Raw genomic sequence first — 23,771 nt, 5'->3', positions numbered from 1 at the left:
ACCACGTTTGTGATTGGGAATAGCCGGAGTATCCACCGTGACCGACGTCACCATCTACACCACCATGATCTGCCCCTATTGCTACCGGGCGAAGCAATTGCTGCAGAAGAAGGGCGTCGACTACACCGAGATCGACGTTTCCATGGACGCCGCCAAGCGGGCCGAGATGACGCAGAAGGCCGGGGGCCGCCGCACCGTGCCGCAGATCTTTGTCGGCGCCACCCATGTGGGTGGCTGCGATGACCTCTATGCGCTTGATCAGGCAGGCAAGCTGGATACGCTCCTGGCATCTGCCTGAGCCCGGAGCCTGCCCATGACCACGTTGCGTGTCGCCTGCGTTCAGATCACGGCCGGCCGCGACGTTGCCGCCAATATCGAGACGGTCTCGGGCCTCATCCGCCAGGCCGCCGCGGCCGGCGCCAAGCTGATCGCCACGCCCGAGATGACCTCGCTGATGGAGCGGGACAAGCGCGCGATGCGGCCCAAGATCCGGGTCGAGCAGGATGACCTGGCCCTGGCCGCGCTGCGCAAGCTGGCGCAGGAACTGGGCGTCCACCTGCTGATCGGCTCCCTGCCGATCGACGCGGGCGAGGATCGCCTGGCCAACCGGGCCTTCCTGATCGACCCCGGGGGGAGATCAAGGCGCGCTACGACAAGATCCACATGTTCGACGTCGACCTGCCGGGCGGCGAGAGCTTCCGCGAAAGCGCTGCCTATCGCCCGGGCGAGGAAGCCGTGGTGGCCGATGTCGACGGGGCCAGGCTGGGCCTGACCATCTGCTACGACATCCGCTTTGCCGCCCTCTATCGCCGGCTGGCCCAGGCCGGTGCCCAGATCATCGCGACACCGGCCGCCTTCACCAGGATCACCGGCGAGGCGCACTGGCACATCCTGCAGCGGGCCCGCGCGATCGAGACCGGTTGCTTCATCATCGCCCCGGCCCAGACCGGCACCCACGAAGACGGCCGCCAGACCTTCGGCCATGCCCTGATCATCGACCCCTGGGGTGTGGTCCTGGCCGATGCCGGGACCGAGCCCGGATTCATCGTGGCCGACCTGGACCTGTCCGCGGTCGAAGCGGTGCGGGGCAAGATCCCGGCCCTGAAGCACGACCGGGCGTTCGTCGGGCCATGATCCGCCTCAGTCTTCTCGCCACCGTGATCCTGCTGGGCACGGTGCCGGCGGCCAACGCCTTCGACTGCGCCAAGGCCACCACCGCGATCGAGCGGACGATCTGCGCCAATCCGGCGGTCAAGGCCGCCGACGACGCCATGGGCGAGGCCTATGCCGCCCTGCGCAGCCGTCAGGACGAGGCGCAACGCGCGGCGTTGAAGGGCGACCAGGTCGACTGGCTGAAGCGGCGCGAGAACCTGTGCCTCAATTACGGCGACAAGGCCCCGCCACCGGCCGATCCCGCTTGCCTGCGGCGTGAGACCGAGCGGCGCACCCGCCTGCTCAGCGGCACTCCGGAATACGCCGGGCCTGGCGCCCCCAGCTTCGCACCCGTGTTCTATCGCAAGGTGGACGAAGGCCGGCAGATCGAGATCTCCCTGGTCTGGCCCCAGGTGGACGGCCCCGGCATGGGACCGCTGAATGGCCTGGTCGCGCGCGCAACCTCAGGCGGCGAGGTGAACCGCGACGCGGTCGAGGGCCCCTATGGCAACACCATGGGCTACCGCATCGGCTATGCCTCGGACCGGCTGATCTCGATTGCCTTCGACGGCTACGAATTCACCGGCGGTGCTCATGGCATGGGCTATGCCAGTGCCGTGAACTACCTGCCCCAGGCCGGCCGCGCCCTGCAACTCGACGATGTTCTCGATGCCCGCGGCAAGGCGGCCCTGATCCCGCTGTGCCGGGCCTCGATCGCCGCCGAGAAGCGCGCCCGCGCAGTGCCCGAGGAACTGATCGACTCTTCCATGAGCGACGAGGCGCTGGCCGACAGCATCAATTCGATATCCGCCTGGAGCTTCGGCCAAGATGGCGCCCAGATTCACTACGACGCTTATGCCCTGGGCTCCTACGCCGAGGGCGCCTACGACTGCGCCGTCTCCTGGGCCGATCTGAAGGGTATCGTGAAATGGGGTGCGCCCCTGCCGTTCTAAGTGGGCTTCGCTGGGTGGGTGCTCTTTTGATCATCGCCGCGGGTGCTGGCACTGCCTGCGCCGCGGACTGTGCCCCGGCGGCAACTCTGGTCGACAGGGCGATTTGTGCCGATCCGCAGGCAAGGAAGGCGGAGGAGGAACTGGACCGTGCCTATGCGGCCCTTGCCGGTCGCCTGGGTGAGACTCAGCGTGCCGCCCTGCAGGGTGACCAGGCGGTCTGGCTCGAGCGGCGGCAGCGCTGCACCAATTACCGCGAGGACACCGAAATTGTTGATGATGTCTGCGTCGTGCGCGAAACGGGCGAGCGGATACGGTTGTTGAGGGGCGAGCCGGAATTCAGCGGCCCGGATGCCCCGCGGTTTCTGCCGGTATTTTACTATCGGAAGGCGCCGGAGGTTTTGATCTCGATGGCTTGGCCCAATGCTGACGGGCCGGGGATGGCGCCCTTCAACGAACTTCTGAACAAGTCTACTGCGGAGATGAAAGTACTGCCTGGTGTGGTCGACGGGCCTTATAGCCTTGATGAGGTGCCCGCGCTCGAAATGGTCGAACGCTATCGCATCCAACATGCCTCGGCCCGATTGATCTCCGTCATTTTCAGCGGTTACGAAGACACCGGCGGGGCCCACGCTTTCGGCAGCTACTATTCGGTGAATTACCTGCCGGTCGAGGGGCGGCCGCTGTGCCTCGACGACGTCGTCGATCCCGAGGCCCTGGCCCGGCTGGTACCGATCTGCCGGGCGGATATCCTCGCCGAACGGGAACGCCGCGGCGACGGGCCTTGGGAGGCGGAGCCTGCTGTCAGGGATGGCTTCATTTCGGGCGCCATCATCGAGATCGGCGGTTGGTCCTTCGATCGCGACGGCGCGGTCATCCGCTACAATTACGACAGCTACGGGCGGGATGGCTATGACTGCCGGATCCCCTGGGCGGAGCTCAAGGCTGTGGCAAAAATGAACGCCCCGCTGCCGTTCGAGTGATCGGCGGCGGTTAACCCCTTGTCAAAGCGACACGTGTTAGTCACATCAAGATCATGATCGTCTATGACCTAAGCTGTGCGCAGGCTCATGTCTTCGAGGCATGGTTCAAGGACAGCGCCACCTTCGAGAAGCAGCAGAAGCAGGGCAAGGTCGCTTGCCCGGTCTGCGGGTCAGCCAAGATCGTGCGCGGGCCGCAGGCGACCAATATCGCCACCGGCGTCAGCCGGGAGAAATCGGTCAAGGCCGCCGAAAAGCAGGCCGAGGTGCGTGCCGCGCTGAAGGAAATCCGCCAGAAGGTCGAACAGAACTGCGACTACGTCGGCCCGAATTTCGCCGAGGAAGCGCGCAAGATCCACTATGGCGAGACGCAGGCGCGCGGCATCTACGGCGAAACCACGGCCGAGGAAGCCAAGGCGCTGGACGATGAAGGCGTGCCGGTGGCGCGCATTCCCTGGATCGAGCGCGAAGACGCTTGACTGGAGGTCGGCGCCGACCACCTCCCCCAACCCCCTCCCCCTGAAGGCGGAGGGGGCTTGATGAACCCTCTCCTCCTGGGAGGAGAGGGCAGGGTGAGGAGGGATCCTCGCTCTCAGGCGAACTTCACCTGCAGGATTTCATAGGATTTGTGGCCGCCGGGGGTGGTCACCTCGATGGCGTCGCCGATGGTTTTGCCGATCATGGCGCGGGCCACGGGGGAGGAGACCGAGAGCCGGCCTTCCTTCACATTCGCCTCGTCGACGCCGACGATCTGGAACACCTGTTCCTCGTCCGTGTCGGTGTCGACCAGGGTGATGACCGCGCCGAACTTCACCACCGTACCGGACAATTTGCTGACATCGATCACCTGGGCGCGGGAGATCTTGTCCTCGAGCTCGATCACGCGGGTTTCGATGAAGCTCTGCTTTTCCTTGGCGGCGTGATACTCGGCGTTTTCCGACAGGTCGCCGTGTTCGCGCGCCGCCGAAATGGCCTGGATCACCGCCGGGCGGTCCACCTGCTTCAGCCGCTTCAATTCGGCCTCGAGGGCTTCATAGCCCCCGGCCGTCATGGGCACTTTTTCCATCGCCCCTCTACCCGAAAATAAGGCCAGCCCCGGAACTGGGGGGCTACCAGAGCCACACGATACCCCGCCGGCCGTTCCAGGCCGGCCGGGCATCGGTGGGCACTAAGTGTAGGATTGCAGCGGGGCTACTTCAAGCCGACCGAGGCGCAAGGCCGCGATCGCTTTTACCACCGCGTTCGCCCCCGCGGTGGTCGTGTAGTAGGGAATCTTCAAGGTCAGGGCCGTGCGGCGGATCTCGAACGAGTCGGCGATCGATTTCGACCCTTCCGTGGTGTTCATCATCATGGCGATTTCGCCGTTTTTCATCGAATCGACGATGTGCGGCCGGCCTTCCAGCACCTTGTTCACCCGCGTGCTGGGGACGCCGTTCTCCTCGAAGAAGCCGGCGGTGCCGCGCGTCGCGATGATCTCGAAGCCCATTGCGACCAATTGGCGCGCCGGCTCGAGCAGGGCATCCTTGTCGGCGTTGCGCACCGAAATGAACACCTTGCCCGACTGCGGCAGCCTGGTGCCCGAGGCGAGCTGCGACTTGGCGAAGGCCAGTTCGAAATTGCGGTCGAGGCCCATGACCTCGCCCGTCGACTTCATCTCCGGCCCCAGCAGGATGTCGACGCCGGGGAAGCGGGCGAAGGGGAAGACCGATTCCTTCACCGCGACATGGGCCAGCTTGCGCTGCACCAGGCCGAAACTGGCCAGCGACTCGCCGGCCATGATGCGCGAGGCAATCTTGGCGACAGGAATCCCAACGGCCTTGGCGACGAAGGGCACGGTGCGCGAGGCGCGCGGGTTGACCTCCAGGACGAAGATCTCCTCGCCCTGGATCGCGAACTGCACGTTCATCAGGCCGACGACGCCCAGCGCCTTGGCCATCTTCTCGGTCTGCGCGCGCAGCTCGGCGACGGTCGCCTCGCTCAGGGAATAGGGCGGCAGCGAACAGGCGCTGTCGCCCGAATGGATGCCGGCCTCCTCGATATGCTCCATTATGCCGGCGACGAACACGCTCTCGCCGTCGGCCAGGGCGTCGACGTCGACCTCGGTCGCCTTGTTCAGGTAGCCGTCGATCAGCACCGGGTTGCGGCCCGAGACCACCACCGCCTCGGTCATGTAGCGGTTGAGGCCGGCGATATCGCGCACGATCTCCATGGCCCGGCCGCCCAGGACATAGGACGGGCGGATGACCACGGGGAAGCCGATCTGCTCGACCACCGCGCGGGCCTGTTCGGCCGAGGTGGCGATGCCGTTGCGCGGCTGCCTGAGGCCCAGGCGCTTCAGCAGGACCTGGAACCGCTCGCGGTCCTCGGCCATGTCGATGGCGTCGGGCGAGGTCCCCAGGATCGGGATGCCGGCTTCTTCCAGGGCGTGGGATAGCTTCAGCGGCGTCTGGCCGCCGAACTGGACGATGACGCCGTGCAGGGTGCCGTTGGCCTTCTCGGTCTCGATCAGTTCCAGCACGTCTTCCGCGGTCAGCGGCTCGAAATACAGCCGGTCCGAGGTGTCGTAGTCGGTCGACACGGTCTCGGGGTTGCAGTTGACCATGATGGTCTCATAGCCCGCCTCGGTCAGGGCGTAGCAGGCATGGACGCAGCAATAGTCGAACTCGATGCCCTGGCCGATCCGGTTGGGGCCGCCGCCCAGGATGACGACCTTCTTCGCCTGTGTCGGCTGGGATTCGCACTCGGGCGCGCCCATGTCGGCCGACTCGTAGGTCGAATACATGTAGGGCGTGCGGCTGTCGAATTCGCCGGCGCAGGTATCGATGCGCTTGAACACCGGGCGCACGCCGGCGGCGCGACGCGCGGCGCGCACCACCTTCTCGGTCGAGCCGGTCAGCTTGGCGATGCGCTTGTCGGAGAAGCCCATGGCCTTGATCCGGCGCCACGCCGGCGCCGAGGCCGGCATGCCCGCCGCCGCGATCGCGGCCTCTTCCTTCACGATCGCCTCGATCTCGCGCAGGAACCAGGGGTCCATGCGGGTAATCTCGGCGATCTCCTCGACGCTCATCCCGACGCGGAAGCCGTCGGCGACGACGACCATGCGGTCGGGCACCGGCTTGCCCAGTTCGACCTCGATCGCGTCGCGGTCGCCATGCAGCCGCTCGACCGGATCGAAGCCCGACAGGCCGGTTTCCATGCTGCGCAGGGCCTTCTGCACCGACTCGGCAAAGGTCCGGCCGATCGCCATGACCTCGCCCACCGATTTCATCGCGGTGGTCAGCAGCGCCTCGGCGCCCTTGAACTTCTCGAAGGTGAAGCGCGGGATCTTGGTGACGACGTAATCGATGGTCGGCTCGAACGAGGCCGGTGTCACGCCGGTGATATCGTTCATCAGCTCGTCGAGCGTGTAGCCGATGGCGAGCTTGGCGGCGATCTTGGCGATCGGGAAGCCGGTCGCCTTGGAGGCCAGGGCGGACGAGCGCGAGACGCGCGGGTTCATCTCGATCACGACCATGCGGCCGTCGGCCGGGTTGATCGCGAACTGCACGTTCGAGCCCCCGGTCTCGACCCCGATCTCGCGCAGGACCGCGATCGAGGCGTTGCGCATGATCTGGTATTCTTTGTCGGTCAGGGTCAGCGCCGGCGCCACCGTGATCGAGTCGCCCGTGTGGATGCCCATCGGGTCGATATTCTCGATGGAACAGATGATGATGCAGTTGTCCGCCTTGTCGCGGACGACCTCCATCTCGTATTCCTTCCAGCCGGCGACCGATTCCTCGATCAGGACTTCGGTGGTGGGCGAGGCGTCCAGGCCCGACGTGACGATGCGGTCGAATTCCTCGCGGGTATAGGCAATGCCGCCGCCGGTGCCGCCCAACGTGAACGACGGGCGGATGACCGCGGGCAGGCCGATCTCGGCCACCGCCTGCGCCGCTTCGGCATGCGAATGGGCAACGCGCGAACGCGGCGATTCCAGGCCCAGCCGGTCCATCGCCTCGCGGAACCGCAGGCGATCCTCGGCCATCTCGATGGCTTCGCGGTTGGCGCCGATCAGCTCGACGTTGAACTTGGCCAGGGTGCCGTCATCGGCCAGCGCCATGGCGGTATTGAGCGCGGTCTGCCCGCCCATGGTGGGCAGCAGGGCGTCGGGCCGTTCCTTCTCGATGATCTTGGCGACGATCTCGGGCGTGATCGGCTCGATATAGGTGGCGTCGGCCTGGCCGGGGTCGGTCATGATCGTCGCCGGGTTCGAGTTCACCAGGACGACGCGGTAACCTTCGGCCTTCAGCGCCTTGCAGGCCTGGGTGCCGGAATAATCGAATTCACAGGCCTGACCGATGACGATCGGGCCGGCACCGATGATGAGGATCGAGCTGATATCGGTGCGTTTAGGCATGGGCCTTCACAAGGTCGATGAAGCGGTCAAACAGATAGTGGCTGTCTTCGGGGCCGGGCGAGGCTTCCGGGTGGTACTGCACCGAGAACACCGGCCGGTCCAGCATGCGCAGGCCCTCGTTGGTGCCGTCGAAGAGCGAGACGTGAGTCTCCTCGGCATTGTTGGGCAGGGTTTCGGGCATCACCACGAAGCCGTGGTTCTGGCTGGTGATCTCGACCTTGCCGGTGGTCAGGTCCTTCACCGGGTGGTTCGCCCCGCGATGGCCCTGGTGCATCTTCTTCGTCTTGGCGCCTAAGGCCAGCGCCAGCATCTGGTGGCCCAGGCAGATGCCGAACACCGGCTTGCCGGTGTCGATCAGGGCGCGGATGGTCGGCACCGCATAGGTGCCGGTCGCGGCCGGATCGCCCGGGCCATTCGACAGGAACACGCCGTCGGGCTTCAGCCGCAGGATGTCGTCGGCCGGCATGTCGCCGGGGACCACCGTCACCCTGGCGCCGGCCGCGGCCAGGCAACGCAGGATGTTACGTTTGACGCCATAGTCGACGGCGACGATGTGGAACTGCGGCGCGGTCTGGCGGCCATAGCCCTTGCCCAGCGACCACAGGCTCTCGTCCCAGCTATAGGACTGGCGGCAGAACACTTCCTTGGCGAGGTCGAGGCCTTCGAGGCCGGGGAAGGCGGCGGCCTTGGCCTTCAGCGCCTCCAGGTCGAACTTGCCGTCGGGGGCGTGGGCGACGATGCCGTTGGGGGCACCCTGGGCGCGGATCAGGCGGGTCAGGCGGCGCGTGTCGATGCCGGCGATGCCGACCAAGCCGCGCCGCGTCAGCCAGGCGTCCAGATGGCTGGCGGCGCGCCAGCTCGACGGCTCGGTGATGGCGCTGCGCAGGATCAGGCCGCGGGCGGCGTTGCCGGTCGATTCGAGATCCTCGAAATTCGTGCCGACATTGCCCACATGGGGGAAGGTGAAGGTGATGATCTGGCCGGCATAGGACGGATCGGTGAGGATCTCCTGGTAGCCGGTCATGGAGGTGTTGAAGCAAACCTCGCCGACCGCGTCGCCGGTGGCGCCCAGGCCCTGACCCCAAAGGGTGGTGCCGTCGGCGAGCACGATGACTCCGGTGGCCTTGCCGCCGAACGCCGTCACGGCATCCAGGCGCGCGTCGTCAGGAATGCCGCCCCGCGCGTGGTGCGGGGGCATCGTGTCTGGCGTCGTGGGCATCGGGGAACTCCGCGGCAGGGGATACCTGCCGGTCAAACCGGGCGGACCATAAAGCTGTGACAGTTTCCCGTCAAGCCATGGGGCCGATTTGAAATCCCCATTTTGCTCAACGGCTTATGGTCAGTGCATGGCAGGTGCGCTAATGTGCGCGGCCCGGAGGTAGAGACAATGCTGCGTGAGAAATTGAGCGAGGCCCTGAAGGACGCCATGCGCGCCAAGGACATGGCCCGCGTGACCACCATCCGCATGACCCTGGCGGCGATCAAGGACCGCGACATCGCGGCCCGCACCGATGGCCCCGACGGCGGCGTGGGCGAGGCGGAAATCGTGACCGTGCTGCAGAAGCTGGTGAAGCAGCGCCGCGATTCGATCGAGGCCTACGAGAAGGGCAACCGCATCGACCTGGCCGACAAGGAACGGGCCGAAATCGCCATCATCGAAAGCTTCCTGCCGCAGCAGATGGGCGAGGACGAGGCGAAGGCCGCGATCGCCGCGGTGGTGGCCGAATTGGGCGCCGCGGGCATGAAGGACATGGGCCGGGTGATGGCCGCCCTGCGCGAGCGTCACGGCGGCGTGATGGACTTCGGCAAGGCCAGCCCCTGGGTGAAGGCCGCCCTTAGCTGATTACCATCGTTTGACGAGATCTCGGCGCACGCGCCGGGATCACTCTTTCCCACGGAGAAACAGTCCCTTTACGAAGGTCAGGGTTTTTTCGGAACACCGATTAACCAACGTTAATAGGCCCGAAACGGACACGGCGTCCGTAGACCTTCTTCCAAGGACCTGTTCATGAAGAAAGCCGCTTTCCTCGCCGCCGCGCTGTTTCTCGCGCCGCTGACCGCTGTCGCCCAGGACATGACCCCGCCGGCCGCCATGCCCGCCGGCACCTACAAGGTGGACCCGACCCACGCCAGTCTGATCTTCAAGATCAACCATTTCGGCCTGTCGAACTATGCCGCCCGCTTCAAGAGCTTCGACGCCGCGATCGAGTTCGATCCCAAGGACGTGACCAAGAGCAAGGTCACCGCCAAGATCAAGGTGCCCTCGCTGGAGACCGACTTCCCCAACCCGGAAAAGCTCGACTTCAACAAGGAACTGTCGGGCGAGGAAAAGTGGCTGAACGACGGGAAGTTCCCGACCATCGGCTTCGTTTCGACCAGGCTGGAGTTGACCGGCGCGACCACCGGCAAGATGCATGGCGACCTGACCATGCTGGGCGTGACCAAGCCGGTCGTCCTCGATGTCACCTTCAACGGCGGCTATGCCAAGCACCCGGTGTCGGGCCAGCCCATCATGGGCTTTTCCGCGACCGGCAGCCTGAAGCGTTCGGACTGGGGTCTCACGACCTTCCTCCCGGCGCTGGGCGATGAGGTCAGCTTCGCCATCGAGGCCGAATTCCCCAAGGCGAACTGACGCTGCCATGACCGATGCGTCCGACCGCTATACCAGCGTCGCCATCACCCTGCACTGGGTGATGGCGATCGCCTTCTTCCTGATGCTGGGCAGCGGTTTCGCCATGGCTTACGGCGACCTGTCCCAGGCCCTGAAATTCAGGATGTTCCAGTGGCACAAGTCGCTGGGCGTGCTGTTGCTGCTGACCTTCGCCCTGCGCCTTGGCTGGCGCCTGTTCAACCGGCCGCCGGTGCTGCCGCCCAGTCTGCAAGGATTGCAGCGGCTGGCGGCCAAGGGCGGGCACTGGCTGTTGTACCTGTGCATGATCGCCCTGCCGGTCAGCGGCTGGGTCATGGTTTCGGCCTCGGTCTATGGCCTGCCGACCATCGTCTTCGGCTGGTTCGAATGGCCCCATATTCCGGGCCTCGCCGGTGACGAGGCGGTCAGCGACGGTGCCAAGACCGCCCATTTCTGGCTGGCGCTGCTGTTCGCCCTGGCGATCGCCGGCCACATCGGCGCCGTGATCAAGCATTTCATTGTCGAGCGTGAAAACTTCATGGCCCGGATCTGGTGGACCGGGAAAGGGACCACACGATGAAACAGTATCTGGCCGGCCTGCTGCTGGCCCTGGCCGTCGCCGCCCCGGCCTTGGCCAAGACCTACAGCGTCGACTACAGCGCCAGCACGGTGGCTTTCGCCGGCACCCATGCGAGCGGGCCGTTTACCGGCAAGTTCGGTGCCTGGCAGGCCGAAATCGACTTCGATCCGGCCAGCCTTGCCCCCAGCCGGCTGAAGGTCAGCTTCGATCCCGCCAGCGCCACCACCGGCAATGCCATGTATGACGGGACGCTGCCGCAGGCGGACTGGTTCGATGTCGCCCGCTTCCCGGCCGCGACCTTCACCTCGACCGCGATCGCGGCCAATGCCGACGGCAGCTACACGGCGACCGGGCAACTGACGATTCGCGACGTGACTCGCGAGATCAGCTTTCCCTTCACCCTCAGCGGGCTGGACAAGGCACCGGTGAAGGCGACCGCGACATTCCCGCTGGACCGCCTGGCCTTCAACCTGGGGGCAAAGTCCGATCCCAAGGCGGAATGGGTCGGCCAGCAGATCCAGATCACCATCGACCTGGTCGCCAGCCCCAACAGTTAGCGCGTGCTTGCAGGGCCAATGGCGGGGCATCATTATCCCTCGCCTTTGCCCCGGCCGCCGCCGGGGGTGCGAGCCGGGGCGCCGATGTCCGACGACGTCACCAACGAGATCAAGAATCGCCTGCTGCTGTCGACCATCGTCGGCCGGCGGACCAAGATCACGCGCAAGGGGCGGGGCGATTTCATGGCGCTGTGCCCGTTCCACAGCGAGAAATCACCCTCCTTCCATGTCATGGACGACCGGGGCGCCTATTATTGCTTCGGCTGCGGCGAGAAGGGCGATGTCTTCAGCTTCGTCCAGAAGACCGAGAACCTGAGCTTCCGCGAAGCGCTGGAGAAGCTGGCGGGCGAGGCCGGGGTGCAATTGCCCGCCGCCAACCCGGAAGCCAAGGCCCAGGCGGAAAAGCGCCAGACCCTGCACGAGGTGCTGGAAGCGGCTTGCACCTGGTACGAGGCGCAGTTGAAGACCGGGGCCGGGCAGGCGGCTCGCGACTATTTCGCCCGCCGGGGCTTGAGCGCCGCCACCATTAAGAAATTCCGGCTGGGATTCGCCCCTGCTGCCAACACGCAATTGAAGGACGCGCTGATCGCCCGCGGCATCAAGGACGAGATGCTGGTCGAGGCCGGCCTGGTCCGCCGCCCGGACGACGGCCGGGCCACCTACGATTATTTCCGCGACCGGGTGACCTTCCCGATCATGGACCCGCGCGGCCGGGTCATTGCCTTCGGCGCCCGCACCATGGGAGATGCCGAGCCCAAGTACCTGAACTCGCCCGAGACCGCCCTGTTCAAGAAGGGCGAAACCCTGTTCAACCTCCACCATGCCCGCGACCCCGCCTATAAGGCCGGCCGTGTCGTGGTGTGCGAAGGCTATATGGATGTCATCGCGCTGGACCAGGCGGGCATCCCCGAAGCCGTGGCGCCCCTGGGCACCGCGCTGACCGAGCCGCAGATCGAGGCGCTGTGGCGGGTGGCGCCCGAGCCGACCCTGTGCTTCGACGGCGATGCCGCCGGCCAGCGGGCGGCCAGCCGGGCGCTGGACCGGGCCCTGGCGATTCTCAAACCCGGCCATTCCCTGCGCTTCCTGACCCTGCCCGACAAGCTCGACCCTGACGAGTTGATCCGCCGCGACGGCACGGCAGCCATGCGGGCGCTGCTGGAAGGGGCCGTGCCGCTGATCGAATACCTGTGGTCGCGCGAACTCGCCGCCGCGGATTTCGCGACGCCTGAGCGGCGCGCCGCCTTCGAGGCGCGCATCGGCCAATTGAGCCGCGACATCACCGATACCCGGGTTCAGGCCTATTACCGGGACGATCTGCGCGCCCGCCTGCGCGCCCTGATGCAGCCGGTCCGGCCGGCCCGGCAACGCCAGCAAAACCGCGGCCCCGGCCGCCCCGGCGAGCGTCGGCCATGGCATGACGCGCCGCTGGGGGCGACGCAGGCATTGCGTGCGAATCAGATGGCGCGCGGGCAGGATATGGGGGTGGCGCGGGTGGAAGGGCTGCTGGTGCTGACCCTCCTCCGCCATCCGAGGTTGCTCAACCATGTGGAGCATGAGGTGATGGACCTGCACCTCACCTCGCCCCTGCTTGACAGGCTCCGGGGCGAGCTTCTACGAATGCCGGTTGGCGGCGCGGACCTTGACAGCGAGGCAGTCAAAGGCCACTTAGGCGCTGTGGGCATGGCCGACACGGTCGCCTCACTCGAACAGGATTCATTTCTGCGCACGGTCGAATTCACAAGGACCGAAGCTGCGCTTGATCTTGTCGAGGAAGGCTGGCGGCACGTTTTGGCCTCTCACCGCAGGCAAACAGCACTGAGAGCGGAGCTGAACGAAGCGAAGGCAAGTTACGAAGCTTCGCCCACGGATGCTGGAATACAGCGGATCCAGGCGATCAGGGATGAATTGACCCGCATCGAAGCCCAGGTGACCTCCGCCGGGGCCGAGGGCGGGTTTTCGGCGTAGGCACGCCGAGGTGAAATCTTGTTCAGGCGGCGGCTGCGATCTAGCGGCGCCGGCCTAAGGGGCTAACGGCATGGCGAGCAAGAACGCGGAAGCAGCAAACAGCGAAGAAGCCCGTGAAGAGTCGGCGGACGGTCCGCTGCTCGATACCGCCGGCCAGGCGGTGAAGCGCATGATCGCCCGCGCCAAAGAGCGCGGCTATGTCACCTACGACGAAATCAACGCCGTCCTGCCGCAGGAGCAGGTTTCCTCGGAGCAGATCGAGGACATCATGTCCATGCTCTCCGAGATGGGCGTGAACGTCATCGACGGCGAAGAGACCGAGGACGCCGAACGCGCCAACGCGCCCAAGGAAGAGGGGGCCGAGGAAGAGGGCAGCGGCTTCACCCCCGCCGCGGCCGAAGAGCTCGATCGGACCGACGACCCGGTGCGCATGTACCTGCGCGAGATGGGCTCGGTCGAGCTTCTGTCGCGCGAGGGCGAAATCGCCATCGCCAAGCGCATCGAGGCCGGTCGCGAGACCATGATCGACGGGCTGTGCGAAAGCCCGCTGACCTTCCAGGCCATGATCGGCTGGCGCGACGAATTGCTGGCCGGCAAGATCCTGCTGCGCGACGTCATCGATCTGGATGCGACCTATGGCGCCGGCCCCGAAGCCGTCGCCGATCCCGCCGCCGTGCCGGCCGTGCCCGCCGAGGAGGCCGAGGCCGACCCGGACGCCGAGCCCGAAATGCCGGCCAACGGCGAGGGCGAGGACGAAGAGGACGAAGGCGGCATCTCGCTTGCCGCCATGGAACAGGCGCTGCAGCCGGTCGTGCTCGAAATCTTCGACAAGATCGCCGTCGCCCACAAGAAATACGCCAAGCTGCAGGAAAGCCGCCTGGCCGCCGCCATGGGCAATGGCGAGGAGCCGGCCAACACGGCCGAGAAGCGCTTCCAGAAGCTGAAGGCCGAACTGGTCGAGCTGATGAAGTCGATCCACCTGAACAACGGGCGGATCGAGGCGCTGGTCGACCAGCTCTATGGCATGAACCGCCGCCTGATCGGCCTGGAAGGCCGCCTGCTGCGCCTGGCCGAGAAGTACAAGGTCCAGCGCGAGAGCTTCCTCCAGCACTACATGACCCACGAGCTGATCCCCAACTGGCTCGAAAAGGTCGGCGGCCTGCCGGGCAAGGGCTGGAAGGATTTCGCCAAGGCCGAAGTACCCGAGATCGAGAAGATCCGCGGCGGCATCGCCGGTGTCGCGACCGAGGCCGGCCTGACCATTCCGGAGTTCCGCCGCATCGTCACCACGGTGCAGAAGGGCGAACGCGAGGCCCGCCAGGCCAAGAAGGAAATGGTCGAGGCCAACCTGCGCCTGGTGATCTCGATCGCCAAGAAGTACACCAACCGCGGCCTGCAGTTCCTGGACCTGATCCAGGAGGGCAACATCGGCCTGATGAAGGCGGTCGACAAGTTCGAGTACCGCCGCGGCTACAAGTTCTCGACCTACGCCACCTGGTGGATCCGCCAGGCGATCACCCGCTCGATCGCCGACCAGGCCCGCACCATCCGCATCCCGGTGCACATGATCGAGACGATCAACAAGCTGGTGCGCACCTCGCGCCAGATGCTGCACGAGATCGGCCGCGAGCCGACCCCTGAGGAACTGGCCGAGAAGCTGGGCATGCCGCTCGAGAAGGTGCGCAAGGTCCTGAAGATCGCCAAGGAGCCGATTTCCTTGGAGACCCCGATCGGCGACGAGGAAGACAGCCACCTGGGCGACTTCATCGAGGATAAGAACGCGGTCCTGCCCCTCGATGCGGCGATCCAGTCCAACCTGCGCGAGACCACCACGCGGGTCCTGGCCAGCCTGACCCCGCGCGAGGAGCGTGTGCTGCGCATGCGTTTCGGCATCGGCATGAACACCGACCACACCCTGGAAGAAGTCGGCCAGCAGTTCTCGGTCACCCGCGAACGCATCCGCCAGATCGAAGCCAAGGCCCTGCGCAAGCTCAAGCACCCCAGCCGCTCGCGCAAACTGCGCAGCTTCCTGGACAATTGAGTTCGCACCATCGCTGAATTGATGACGGCCGCCGGCAACCCCGGCGGCCGTCTCTATATGGGGCCGGTTCTCCGGTCAGGCGTCGGCGATCACCTGGAGCGCGGCCTGCCCGCCCTTCACCGCCTTCACCGACAAGCGGCGATCGAGCGTCGCGAGGCGGCCGCCATGGGCAACGGTGAGGGCCAGCAGATAGCTGTCGGTGACCTGCGCCGACGTCAGCACCTGGGTGGCGTCCACGTGATCGTCCGCGACCAGGCTGATGTCGTCGGGCCAGAAGACGTGGCCGGGCAGCGTTCGGAGCTGGGCGACGATGGCGGCGACTGCCGCGGGAGAACCGGGCGAATTGGGGTATTTGGGGTGACCGGCGATGCGGATGACGCCGTTCTCGGTCAGCGGGCAGGTCGCCCAGGAAGCCCGCCCTTCCTTCTCGAACCAGCGATGTGCCGCATCATGGCCGACATGGCTCGGATCGATCAAGGCGATGAGGACATTGACGTCCAGCAGAAACGTCACGGCAATTCGTCACGCAGCGTATTGACGATATCGAGTGTGACGACCGCTTGAGTGTCGCGCACCGGCAGAAGGGGAATGCCATTGCGGACGGCCGGCGCCTGGGGCCGATGGAGCGCACGGCGCGCCAGATCGGACACGACTTCGCCGATGCTCTTGTGCTGCTGCCGGGCGATTGCTTTGGCGGCGATCAGCACATCATCGTCTATGGCGAGGGTCGTCCGCACAATGGAAGCTCCGCCTGCGCATCAATCATCACGCATCAAATAGCCGGTTCGGGCGCAAATTGCAACAAACCGGACTGTCGTTGCCCTGACGGACGTACCTACGCAGGATCTGTTTCGAAGAGATGGCCGTGGTTTACCACTCGAAGATTACCCTCGGTGCTTCGGTGCCGGGGGAATTCCTCTTCGGACTCCGCCAGTCTCAAAAATATTGCACTGCCGCAAAGCACTGGACAGTTGCCGCTGGGCGGGCCATCGTCCCGGCCCGAACGTGATCGGCAAACCCAGGGGTTAACGGTGCGGCAGCTCATCGACGGTTATCGGCGCTTCCGGGGCAATCACTGGCCGGAGTACCGCGACCTCTACCGCGAACTGTCCCGCTATGGCCAGAAGCCGCCGACCCTGATCATCGCCTGTTCCGACAGCCGGGTCGATCCCGGCTCGATCTTCGATGCCCAGCCGGGCGAGATCTTCGTGGTGCGCAACGTCGCCAACCTGGTGCCGCCTTACGAGGAGGGCGACGGCCTGCACGGCACCTCGGCGGCGATCGAATTCGCGGTCAAGGTGCTCAACGTCGACATGATCCTGGTGCTGGGCCACGGCGATTGCGGCGGCGTCTCGGCCGCGCTGAAGGGCGATCCGCTGGGCGATTCCGAGTTCCTGGCCAAGTGGATCGAATTGATCAACCCGGCGCGCGCCAAGCTCGCCCATCTCGACCCCGCCGATCCGGCCGCCAAGGAGGCGCTGGAGTGCGAGTCGATCAAGCTGTCGATCGAGCGGCTGATGACCTTCCCCTTCGTGGCCGCGGCGGTCGCCGCCGGCGGCCTGGTCCTGGAGGGCGCGCGCTTCCGCGTCTTCGACGGCCGCCTGGAGTGGCTGGACAAGACGACAGGCGAATTTTCCCGGGTCGAGTAGGGCTTGGGCGCGCAAGGCTTGGCAGGGGGCGGCGCCTCCTGCTAAACCTCGCAGCCCGGTGGGCCTGTAGCTCAATGGTTAGAGCCGGCCGCTCATAACGGTCTGGTTGCAGGTTCGAGTCCTGCCAGGCCCACCACGCATTCTCCGGCGAACAAGCCGCCGGGTTCCGTGATCGCAGCAGTTACCACAATCGCGGGGCAGCGCCGTCCCTCCGGGGCCGTCTGCGTTGCGCCTGAACGGCAACCATTTCCGGTCGTTCCACGACCATTTGCGCACGCTCTTGCCGGAAGGCGCGAAGTACTGTGAATTTTTTTTGAAACTCAGAAGGATGTTCATCATTTGACTCGCCCTGCCGAGGCATTCGACGGCAGAAAGCGAGCGAAGCTCAGGCTTCGATTGTCATTTAATTGAAACATAAATAACAATGAACACTTCTCGTTGCCAGATATTAACGGACCTGCCAGGGGTGTGCTGAATGGACATGGCGCTCGCAGGTAGCGAGCCGAGGCTCACGGTCGATCTGGCTGCGCTGCTGCTCGACCGCGATTTGCTGGCGGCCGAAACGCTGGTTCGCGCCCGTCTCGTCCAGGCCGAAACGAGAGAACCCCTGGATGCGGTGCTCACCAGGCTCGGCATGATCTCCGAGGATAACCTGGCCCGCGCCGTCGCGGTCGCGCTGGATCTGCCCCTGGCGGGCCCTGCCGAGTTTCCCCGCGCCGCCCTGGCCGCCGATCGGCTCTCGCCGCGGTTTTTGCGCCGGGTCCGCGCCCTGCCGTTGCGCGAAACCGACACAGGCGTGGACGTCGCCTTCGTCGATCCGTTCGACGACTATCCCCGGGCAGCCCTGGCTTTTGCGCTGGAGCGGCCGGTGCGCCCCTTTGTGGCGCGGGCCGGCGATGTCGAACAGGCGATCGACCGGCTCTACGGGGCGGCGGAGGACAGGGCGGCCGAAACCGGCGACGAGGCGGCTGACGACGCCGATGTCGAACGCATGCGCGACCTGGCCAGCGACGCCCCGGTGGTGCGGGTCGTCAACAGCCTGATCATGCGCGCGGTCGAGGCGCGCGCCTCGGACATCCACCTCGAACCGACCGAGGACGGCCTGAAGCTGCGCCTGCGCGTCGATGGCGCGCTGATCGAGCGGGACATGCTGCCGGCGGCGATGAAGAACAGCGTGGTCTCGCGCATCAAGGTGATGTCGAACCTCGATATCGCGGAACGGCGCCTGCCCCAGGACGGCCGCCTGCGGCTGGCGGTGCGAGGCCAGGAGATCGATTTCCGCGTCGCCACCTCGCCGGTCATCCACGGCGAAAGCGTGGTCTTGCGCATTCTGGACCGCTCGCACCTGTCGCTGGACTTCGTCGCGCTGGGCTTTACCGACGACCTGCTCGACCCCTGGCTGAAGATCCTGCGCCGGCCCCACGGCATCGTCCTGGTCACCGGGCCGACCGGCAGCGGCAAGACCACCACGCTGTACGCCTCGCTGGCGGCGCTCAACACGGCCGACCGCAAGATCCTGACCATCGAGGATCCGATCGAATACCGCCTGCCCGGCATCAGCCAGACCCAGGTGAAGCACAAGATCGGCCTGAGTTTCGCCGCGTCCCTGCGCTCGTTCCTGCGCCAGGATCCCGACGTCATGATGGTCGGTGAAATCCGCGATCTCGAGACCGTGCAGGTCGCCATCCAGGCCGCCCTGACCGGCCATACGATCCTGTCGACCCTGCACACGAACGACGCCCCCAGCGCGGTCACCCGCCTGCTCGACATGGGGGCCGAACCCTATCTCATCGCCTCCACCCTCAACGCGGTTCTGGCCCAGCGCCTGGTGCGGCGCCTGTGCCCCGTGTGCCGCGAACCCTACCACCCGACGGCGGAGGCGCTGGCGGCCCTGGGCCTCGAGGCGGTCATGGAGCCGGGCGTCACCTTCCACCGGGCGGTGGGCTGCGAGGCCTGCGGCGGCAGCGGGTTCCGCGGCCGCCTCGCCGTACTCGAACTGCTGCCGATGAGCGAGACGGTTGCCCGCTTGGTCCTGGCGCGGGCCGAGGCGCGGGAAATCGCCCGCGTCGCCGTGGCCGAGGGGATGCGCCCGATGCTGGCCGACGGCCTGGCCAAGGTCGCGGCCGGCCTGACCACGGTCGACGAGGTGCTGCGCGTCACGCGGGAGGGGGCGTGATGAAGACCTTCCGCTACCGCGCCATCGTGCCTGCCACCGGCGAAATCCGCGTGGGCACGGTCGAAGGCCGCGACCGCGACGCCGTGGTCGAAACCCTGCGGGTCGCCGGGCTGGTCACCATCGAGGCCGCCGAGGGCGGCGCGCGCGCAGCCGGGCCGGTGCAGGTGCGGGTGAGTGGCGCCCTGCGCAAGGCCCTGCCCGATGTCATCGGCCAGATCGCCGTCCTGCTGGAGGCGGGCCTGCCGCTGGACCGGGCGCTGGCGATCACGGCCGACAACACGCGCGAGGCCGGTCTGGCCACCGCGGTCCAGGCCCTGCGCGAACGGGTCAAGGGCGGTACGCCGCTGGCCCGCGCCATGGCGGAGGCGGGCGGGTTGTTCTCGCCCATGGCGATCGCCCTGGCCGAGGCCGGCGAGACCAGCGGGCAACTGGGCCCGACCCTGTCCCGCCTTGCCGCCTCGCTGGAGCGGCAGGAAGCATTGCGCCAGACCGTGCGGTCGGCGCTGTTCTATCCGGCCATGCTGCTGGTGGTTGCCGTGGGCGTCATCCTCATCATGCTGCTGGTCGTGGTGCCGCAGTTCGAGACCCTGTTCGCCGACCTGGGCGGCAACCTGCCGCCGATGACCGCGATCGTCGTCGGCATCAGCCAGTTCGTCCGCGCCTATGGCCTGGTCGCCCTGCTCGGCGGCGCGGCGGCGCTCGTGCTGGTCTACCGCTGGTTCCGGCGGCCGGAGATGCGCGCGATCATCGATCGCCGCATCCTGCGCGTGCCGCTGTTCGGCCGCCTGGTGGTCGAGGCCGAGACGGCGCGCTTCTCGCGCACCCTGGGCGCGCTGGTCGACAGCGGCGTGGCCCTGCCGGTGGCCCTGGCGATCGCCGCCCGCACCTTCGCCAACAGTCACATGGCGGGCGCGGTCCACCGCGTCGTGGCCGGGCTGCACGAGGGCGGCGGCCTGGCCGGGCCGCTGGCCGCCACCGGGGTGTTCCCGCGCCTGGCGATCGGCTTCCTGCGCACCGGCGAGGAGACCGCGCAACTGGGGTCGATGCTGGGCCGTCTCGCCGACGTCCTCGACCGCGAGGTGCGCAACACCACGCAACGCCTCATCACCCTGATGACCCCGCTCCTGACCGTGGTTCTGGGCGTCATCGTCGCCGGCGTCATCGCCGCCATCATGTCCGCCATTCTTGGCGTCAACGATCTGGCCCTGCAATCATGACCCTCAATGCCCGCCGCCGTCGCGCCCAAGCCGGCTTCACCTTGATCGAACTGCTCGTCGTCCTGGCGATCCTGGGGCTGCTGGCGGCCGTCGTCGGGCCGCAGGTGCTGAAGTACCTGGGCTCGTCGCGCACCCAGACCGCCAAGGTCCAGGTGCAGAACATCACCGCCAGCCTGGAACTCTACCGCCTCGATGTCGGCCGCTACCCCTCGCAGCAGGACGGCCTGGCCGCCCTGGTGGCAGCGCCCAAGGCGGCGCCGGGATGGAACGGCCCCTACCTGCGCCGGGCCGAAGCCCTGCGTGATCCTTGGGGTAACAGCTACCTCTACAAGGTGCCGGGCGAGCACGGCGAGGTCGACGTCTATTCCCTGGGCAACGATGCCGCCCCGGGCGGGGCGGGCGAGGCGCAAGATGTCGGCAACTGGTGAACGCGGCGCCACCCTGATCGAGGCCATGGTGGCGCTGGCCATCCTGGCGCTGGTCGGCACGATCATGTTTCCGGCAGTGGAACGCGGCTATGCCCAGCTCGAGCTGCGCCGCGCGACCGAGCGCCTGTCCGCCGACCTGCGCCTGGCCCGTGCGCAGGCCCTGCAGAGCGGCCGGCCGGTCGCCCTGACGCTTGCGGCCGACGGCACCAGCTATGCGGTGGCCGCGCTCGGCTCGCGCCGGGTAATCGCAAGCATTACCTACGGGGGCAGCCCGCAGATCGTCTTTTTCGGCGACGGTTCGACCACGGGCGGGCTGGTCACCGTTGCCGGCCGCGGTCGCCATGCCGAGGTCGCGGTCGACCCGGTAACCGGCGCGCTGGGCGCCCGGGGCTGTGATGGGAACCGGGCAGCGGCACGGCCAAGCGGGCATGGGCCTGATGGAGGTCCTGGTCGCGCTCGGCATCGTGGGGGCTGGCCTGGGGGTGCTGTTCAACGTGGTGGGCGACAGTGCCCTGCGGGCGCGGCACGGCGCCGACAAGCAGGCGGCCTTGGTGGTGGCCCGCTCGCAGATCGCCGCGGCCGGGATCGCCTATCCGCTCGACGGGCGGGTGGTCAACGGCCTGGCCGGGCCGCTGGCCTATTCGATCGAATCCCGCCCCTACGGCGACGATGCCGCCAGCGAGGCGGGCACGCTGTGGCTGGTGACGGTATCGGTGCGGGCCCGCGCCGGCGGTCCGGCACTCGCGGAATTGAGGAGTCTGCGTCTTGCGCCGCCGTAACGCCGACCATCAGCGCGGGGTCTCGCTGGTCGAGAGCATCGTGTCGCTGGCGCTGCTGGCCTTCCTGGCGCTGCTGATGCTCCAGGGCCTCGCCGCCGGCCAGAACGTCTGGCGCGGTGCCGCCGCGCGGGCGGCGACGGCTGAGTCGATCGAGGGCGCACAGGCCGTGCTGCGCGAACGCCTTGCCCGCGTCTACCCGGCCACGCGCTACGACGCGCCGCTGCCCTATCCTGATTTCGACGGGACGGCGACCGCGCTGGGCTTCAACGCGCCCTTGCCCGAGGCGGCCGGGCCGGGGGCGACGCAGCGCTATGTCCTGTCGGTGGGGCCGGGGGGCGACCTGACGCTGGCCGGCCACAGCGACCTTTGGGGACGGGCCGACGGGCCGGCGGTGGAGCAGGTTCTGCTGCGCGGCGTGCAGGGGCTGGACATCGCCTATCTGCCTGCCGGCGAGGCGACCGCCGGCGTCTGGACCGACCGTTGGTTCAAGGAGCCGGCACTGCCGGCCCTGGTCAAGCTGCGCGTCCGCTTCCCGCCCGGCGATCAGCGCTGGTGGCCCGATCTTCTGGTTCATCCCATGGCGACGACCGACGGGGACTGTGTCCTCGATGACGGCGGCGCCCGCTGCGCGGGGCGTGGCTGATGGACGTCAAGGCCATCCTCAACATGGACATGGCGTCGCTGGGGCAGGCGTTGCAGCGCGGCCTCGCCTGGTGGCTGGCCGAATTGCGCGGCCTGATGCCACGGCGCTGGCGCGAACGGTCGCAGGGCCGCAGGCTGTTTGCCTCCCTCGACGGCGACCATCTGGCGGTCCATCGGCGCACGGCCCAGGGCTGGCGATCGGTCGCCCCGGTGCCGGCGGGGAAGCTGGACGGCGCGGTCTTCGTGCTGCCGCCCGCCACCGCCCTGGTGGGCGAGTTCGACTACCCGGTCCCCTCCGAGGCCGAACTGTACCGGATGGTCGCGCTCGATCTCGATCGCCTGACACCGTTCCGCGCGGACGAGGTGGTGTTCGACGTCGAGGTGCTGGGCGAGGCGCCGGCCAAGGGAGTCATGCGGCACATCGCGGTCGCGGTCGTGCGGCGCACCGTGCTGGCGCAGATCCTGGCCAAGCTTCACGGGCTGGGCTTCCGGCCCACCGCCATCGGCCTGGCCGCGGACGACGGCCGCCTGCGCTTCGATTTCGCCCGGCGCCTGCACGGCGCCAACCCGCGCCGGGGCGGCATGCTGGGCCGGGCCCTGCGCCTGGCCGTGCCGGCGTTGCTGGTGCTCAACCTGGGGCTCTTGATCCTGCGCGAACAGCTTGCCGTGGAGAGCCTGCGCGAGGCGGTGGAAAGCCAGCGCCTGCAGGTCCAGTTGATCGAGCGCCTGCGCAAGCGCGTCGAACTCGAGGAAGCGCGGCGCGTAGACATTCTCGACCGCCGGGGCCGTCAATCGCCCTTGCCGGTCATGGATGCGGTGACCACGGCGCTGCCCGACGGCGTCTGGGTGACGCTGCTGGACTGGAACGGCGTCGAACTGCGCCTGTCCGGCATGGCATCGGCCGGCGCCGATCTGCCATCGCTGTTGAGCGCGACCGGCCGCCTGCGCAACGTCAGGCCTGCCGACGGCGCGGCCGGCGGCGAGGGCGCCTTCAGCGTTATTGCCACCGCGGTGACGACACCATGAAGCCGTTGTCGCCGCGGGAGCGCCGCCTCATCGCCGTCGGCCTCGCCGTGGCGGCGGTCGTCCTCGTGCTGGGGTTCGTGGTTCAGCCGATCGTCGAGGGTTTTGTCGATCGCGCCAGCGCGCGCGAGGATCTCGAGGCTGAATATCAGCGCAACGCCCGCATTCTCGACGGGGCCGTCACCTGGCGCGAGCTGGCCTCCCGCCAGGCCGAGACGATGCCCAATTTCGCGCTCGTCGCCGACGACGCCGCAAGCGCGCTGAACATCCTGCAAACGCGGCTGAGCGACGTGCTGTCGCAGGAAGGCGGCACCATCCGGTCGGTCGGGGAACGCGAGGCATCGCGCGCCGACAGGGTCGGCGTCGGTGCGGACGCCGAGATGACGCTGCCACAACTCTATCGCAGCCTGGCACGGCTCGAGCATGAGGATCCCTATGTCCTGGTTGAATCCCTCGCTATCGCGGCAGTCCGTGAGGGTGGAACCGACGGCGCCAACCGCCTCTCGGTCCGCCTCGAAATCTCCGCGCCCATCCTGGTTCGCCCGCCTGAAGCCGGCGAAGCGCCGGGGACCGCGCCGGCCGCGCCTGTTCGAGATGGTGGCTAGCA

General features: G+C 67.3%; 23 protein-coding genes, 1 tRNA gene and 2 pseudogenes. 21 read left to right on the top strand and 5 right to left on the bottom strand.

From position 1 onward, the window contains the following. Positions 1-37 precede the first annotated feature (37 nt). From grxC to D3874_RS13800, 5 genes and pseudogenes are all read left to right on the top strand, one after another. On the top strand, positions 38-298 hold the full coding sequence (gene grxC, locus D3874_RS13820) for a glutaredoxin 3 (protein WP_119778602.1): 261 nt from the start codon (positions 38-40) through the stop codon (positions 296-298). A 15-nt stretch (positions 299-313) separates the two neighbouring features. Continuing rightward, positions 314-1,134 (top strand): annotated as a pseudogene (locus D3874_RS32020) (carbon-nitrogen hydrolase family protein). Beyond that, positions 1,131-2,105, top strand: coding sequence for a lysozyme inhibitor LprI family protein (locus D3874_RS13810; RefSeq protein ID WP_119778601.1), 975 nt, complete (start codon positions 1,131-1,133; stop codon positions 2,103-2,105). Before D3874_RS32020 ends, D3874_RS13810 begins: the two are co-directional and overlap by 4 nt. 26 nt (positions 2,106-2,131) lie before the next feature. Next, on the top strand, positions 2,132-3,085 hold the full coding sequence (locus D3874_RS13805) for a lysozyme inhibitor LprI family protein (RefSeq protein ID WP_158596009.1): 954 nt from the start codon (positions 2,132-2,134) through the stop codon (positions 3,083-3,085). Positions 3,086-3,138: 53 nt separating this feature from the next. Then, entirely contained in the window at positions 3,139-3,561 is a 423-nt protein-coding gene (locus D3874_RS13800) for a DUF1178 family protein (protein ID WP_119778599.1), read from the top strand. Positions 3,562-3,674: 113 nt separating this feature from the next. On the opposite strand, the gene greA is transcribed toward D3874_RS13800, so the two are convergent. The 3 genes from greA to carA form a co-directional block, all read right to left on the bottom strand. Next, positions 3,675-4,148, bottom strand: a complete 474-nt coding sequence (gene greA, locus D3874_RS13795; protein ID WP_119778598.1) for a transcription elongation factor GreA — start codon at positions 4,146-4,148, stop codon at positions 3,675-3,677. 102 nt (positions 4,149-4,250) lie between these two features. Next, a complete protein-coding gene (gene carB / locus D3874_RS13790; protein ID WP_119778597.1) occupies positions 4,251-7,478 on the bottom strand; it encodes a carbamoyl-phosphate synthase large subunit in 3,228 nt (1,075 codons plus the stop codon). Then, positions 7,471-8,697: a glutamine-hydrolyzing carbamoyl-phosphate synthase small subunit gene (carA, locus tag D3874_RS13785; RefSeq protein WP_233559941.1), complete on the bottom strand. Its 1,227-nt coding sequence runs from the start codon at positions 8,695-8,697 to the stop codon at positions 7,471-7,473. Before carA ends, carB begins: the two co-directional genes overlap by 8 nt. 168 nt (positions 8,698-8,865) lie before the next feature. Between carA and D3874_RS13780 the strand changes: the two genes are divergently transcribed. The 6 genes from D3874_RS13780 to rpoD all read left to right on the top strand — a co-directional run bounded on the left by D3874_RS13780 (position 8,866) and on the right by rpoD (position 15,250). Continuing rightward, positions 8,866-9,321: a GatB/YqeY domain-containing protein gene (locus D3874_RS13780; RefSeq protein WP_119778595.1), complete on the top strand. Its 456-nt coding sequence runs from the start codon at positions 8,866-8,868 to the stop codon at positions 9,319-9,321. A gap of 165 nt (positions 9,322-9,486) precedes the next feature. Beyond that, positions 9,487-10,110, top strand: coding sequence for a YceI family protein (locus D3874_RS13775; protein WP_119778594.1), 624 nt, complete (start codon positions 9,487-9,489; stop codon positions 10,108-10,110). A gap of 7 nt (positions 10,111-10,117) precedes the next feature. Then, complete coding sequence (locus tag D3874_RS13770; RefSeq protein ID WP_158596007.1) at positions 10,118-10,687, top strand: cytochrome b; 570 nt, start codon at positions 10,118-10,120, stop codon at positions 10,685-10,687. Then, entirely contained in the window at positions 10,684-11,244 is a 561-nt protein-coding gene (locus tag D3874_RS13765) for a YceI family protein (RefSeq protein WP_119778592.1), read from the top strand. Before D3874_RS13770 ends, D3874_RS13765 begins: the two co-directional genes overlap by 4 nt. A gap of 84 nt (positions 11,245-11,328) precedes the next feature. After that, positions 11,329-13,209, top strand: coding sequence for a DNA primase (dnaG, locus tag D3874_RS13760; RefSeq protein WP_158596005.1), 1,881 nt, complete (start codon positions 11,329-11,331; stop codon positions 13,207-13,209). A 70-nt stretch (positions 13,210-13,279) separates the two neighbouring features. After that, a complete protein-coding gene (gene rpoD, locus D3874_RS13755; RefSeq protein WP_119778590.1) occupies positions 13,280-15,250 on the top strand; it encodes an RNA polymerase sigma factor RpoD in 1,971 nt (656 codons plus the stop codon). A 75-nt stretch (positions 15,251-15,325) separates the two neighbouring features. Here rpoD and D3874_RS13750 read toward each other — a convergent pair whose 3' ends face one another. Then, positions 15,326-15,763: a TA system VapC family ribonuclease toxin gene (locus D3874_RS13750; RefSeq protein WP_119778589.1), complete on the bottom strand. Its 438-nt coding sequence runs from the start codon at positions 15,761-15,763 to the stop codon at positions 15,326-15,328. After that, positions 15,760-15,987, bottom strand: a complete 228-nt coding sequence (locus tag D3874_RS13745; protein ID WP_119778588.1) for a CopG family transcriptional regulator — start codon at positions 15,985-15,987, stop codon at positions 15,760-15,762. The genes D3874_RS13750 and D3874_RS13745 overlap by 4 nt, the downstream gene beginning before the upstream one ends. Before the next feature lie 294 nt (positions 15,988-16,281). Between D3874_RS13745 and D3874_RS13740 the strand changes: the two genes are divergently transcribed. The 10 genes and pseudogenes from D3874_RS13740 (at position 16,282) to gspM (ending at position 23,769) form a co-directional block, all read left to right on the top strand. Next, positions 16,282-16,899 carry a carbonic anhydrase gene (locus tag D3874_RS13740; protein ID WP_119778587.1) on the top strand — a complete coding sequence of 206 codons (618 nt, stop codon included), beginning with the start codon at positions 16,282-16,284 and terminating at the stop codon, positions 16,897-16,899. A gap of 60 nt (positions 16,900-16,959) precedes the next feature. Beyond that, positions 16,960-17,035: transfer RNA gene (locus D3874_RS13735), tRNA-Ile, on the top strand. A 339-nt stretch (positions 17,036-17,374) separates the two neighbouring features. Then, the gene (locus D3874_RS13730; protein WP_199699059.1) at positions 17,375-19,075 is read left to right on the top strand and encodes a GspE/PulE family protein; all 1,701 of its coding nucleotides are present in this window, start codon (positions 17,375-17,377) and stop codon (positions 19,073-19,075) included. Next, a complete protein-coding gene (locus tag D3874_RS13725) occupies positions 19,075-20,292 on the top strand; it encodes a type II secretion system F family protein (RefSeq protein ID WP_119778586.1) in 1,218 nt (405 codons plus the stop codon). Before D3874_RS13730 ends, D3874_RS13725 begins: the two co-directional genes overlap by 1 nt. Continuing rightward, positions 20,289-20,720 carry a type II secretion system major pseudopilin GspG gene (gene gspG, locus D3874_RS13720; RefSeq protein ID WP_119778585.1) on the top strand — a complete coding sequence of 144 codons (432 nt, stop codon included), beginning with the start codon at positions 20,289-20,291 and terminating at the stop codon, positions 20,718-20,720. Before D3874_RS13725 ends, gspG begins: the two co-directional genes overlap by 4 nt. Beyond that, positions 20,671-21,072: pseudogene (locus tag D3874_RS32015) on the top strand (GspH/FimT family pseudopilin); the annotation flags it as partial. The gene gspG and the pseudogene D3874_RS32015, both read left to right, overlap by 50 nt. 43 nt (positions 21,073-21,115) lie before the next feature. Continuing rightward, positions 21,116-21,499: a type II secretion system protein gene (locus D3874_RS30345; RefSeq protein WP_233559940.1), complete on the top strand. Its 384-nt coding sequence runs from the start codon at positions 21,116-21,118 to the stop codon at positions 21,497-21,499. Next, on the top strand, positions 21,486-22,142 hold the full coding sequence (locus tag D3874_RS13710) for a prepilin-type N-terminal cleavage/methylation domain-containing protein (protein WP_119778583.1): 657 nt from the start codon (positions 21,486-21,488) through the stop codon (positions 22,140-22,142). Before D3874_RS30345 ends, D3874_RS13710 begins: the two co-directional genes overlap by 14 nt. Next, positions 22,142-23,167 carry a PilN domain-containing protein gene (locus D3874_RS13705; RefSeq protein ID WP_119778582.1) on the top strand — a complete coding sequence of 342 codons (1,026 nt, stop codon included), beginning with the start codon at positions 22,142-22,144 and terminating at the stop codon, positions 23,165-23,167. The genes D3874_RS13710 and D3874_RS13705 overlap by 1 nt, the downstream gene beginning before the upstream one ends. After that, a complete protein-coding gene (gene gspM / locus D3874_RS13700; RefSeq protein ID WP_119778581.1) occupies positions 23,164-23,769 on the top strand; it encodes a type II secretion system protein GspM in 606 nt (201 codons plus the stop codon). The genes D3874_RS13705 and gspM overlap by 4 nt, the downstream gene beginning before the upstream one ends. Positions 23,770-23,771: the final 2 nt, after the last annotated feature.

The sequence above is a fragment of the Oleomonas cavernae genome, from assembly GCF_003590945.1.
Classification (GTDB): Bacteria; Pseudomonadota; Alphaproteobacteria; order Zavarziniales; family Zavarziniaceae; genus Zavarzinia; species Zavarzinia cavernae.
Note: the sequence above shows the minus strand (reverse complement) of the source record. Positions and strands in the feature narration are given on the sequence as shown.

What these genes read in the sequence shown, in the direction of transcription:
- D3874_RS13810 (WP_119778601.1), top strand. Translation starts at nt 1,131, where the DNA reads ATGATCCGCCTCAGTCTTCTCGCCACCGTGATCCTGCTGGGCACGGTG.
- D3874_RS13800 (WP_119778599.1), top strand. Translation starts at nt 3,139, where the DNA reads ATGATCGTCTATGACCTAAGCTGTGCGCAGGCTCATGTCTTCGAGGCA.
- greA (WP_119778598.1), bottom strand. Translation starts at nt 4,148, where the DNA reads ATGGAAAAAGTGCCCATGACGGCCGGGGGCTATGAAGCCCTCGAGGCC.
- carB (WP_119778597.1), bottom strand. Translation starts at nt 7,478, where the DNA reads ATGCCTAAACGCACCGATATCAGCTCGATCCTCATCATCGGTGCCGGC.
- carA (WP_233559941.1), bottom strand. Translation starts at nt 8,697, where the DNA reads ATGCCCACGACGCCAGACACGATGCCCCCGCACCACGCGCGGGGCGGC.
- D3874_RS13780 (WP_119778595.1), top strand. Translation starts at nt 8,866, where the DNA reads ATGCTGCGTGAGAAATTGAGCGAGGCCCTGAAGGACGCCATGCGCGCC.
- D3874_RS13775 (WP_119778594.1), top strand. Translation starts at nt 9,487, where the DNA reads ATGAAGAAAGCCGCTTTCCTCGCCGCCGCGCTGTTTCTCGCGCCGCTG.
- D3874_RS13770 (WP_158596007.1), top strand. Translation starts at nt 10,118, where the DNA reads ATGACCGATGCGTCCGACCGCTATACCAGCGTCGCCATCACCCTGCAC.
- D3874_RS13765 (WP_119778592.1), top strand. Translation starts at nt 10,684, where the DNA reads ATGAAACAGTATCTGGCCGGCCTGCTGCTGGCCCTGGCCGTCGCCGCC.
- dnaG (WP_158596005.1), top strand. Translation starts at nt 11,329, where the DNA reads ATGTCCGACGACGTCACCAACGAGATCAAGAATCGCCTGCTGCTGTCG.
- rpoD (WP_119778590.1), top strand. Translation starts at nt 13,280, where the DNA reads ATGGCGAGCAAGAACGCGGAAGCAGCAAACAGCGAAGAAGCCCGTGAA.
- D3874_RS13730 (WP_199699059.1), top strand. Translation starts at nt 17,375, where the DNA reads ATGGACATGGCGCTCGCAGGTAGCGAGCCGAGGCTCACGGTCGATCTG.
- D3874_RS13725 (WP_119778586.1), top strand. Translation starts at nt 19,075, where the DNA reads ATGAAGACCTTCCGCTACCGCGCCATCGTGCCTGCCACCGGCGAAATC.
- gspG (WP_119778585.1), top strand. Translation starts at nt 20,289, where the DNA reads ATGACCCTCAATGCCCGCCGCCGTCGCGCCCAAGCCGGCTTCACCTTG.
- D3874_RS30345 (WP_233559940.1), top strand. Translation starts at nt 21,116, where the DNA reads ATGGGAACCGGGCAGCGGCACGGCCAAGCGGGCATGGGCCTGATGGAG.
- D3874_RS13705 (WP_119778582.1), top strand. Translation starts at nt 22,142, where the DNA reads ATGGACGTCAAGGCCATCCTCAACATGGACATGGCGTCGCTGGGGCAG.
- gspM (WP_119778581.1), top strand. Translation starts at nt 23,164, where the DNA reads ATGAAGCCGTTGTCGCCGCGGGAGCGCCGCCTCATCGCCGTCGGCCTC.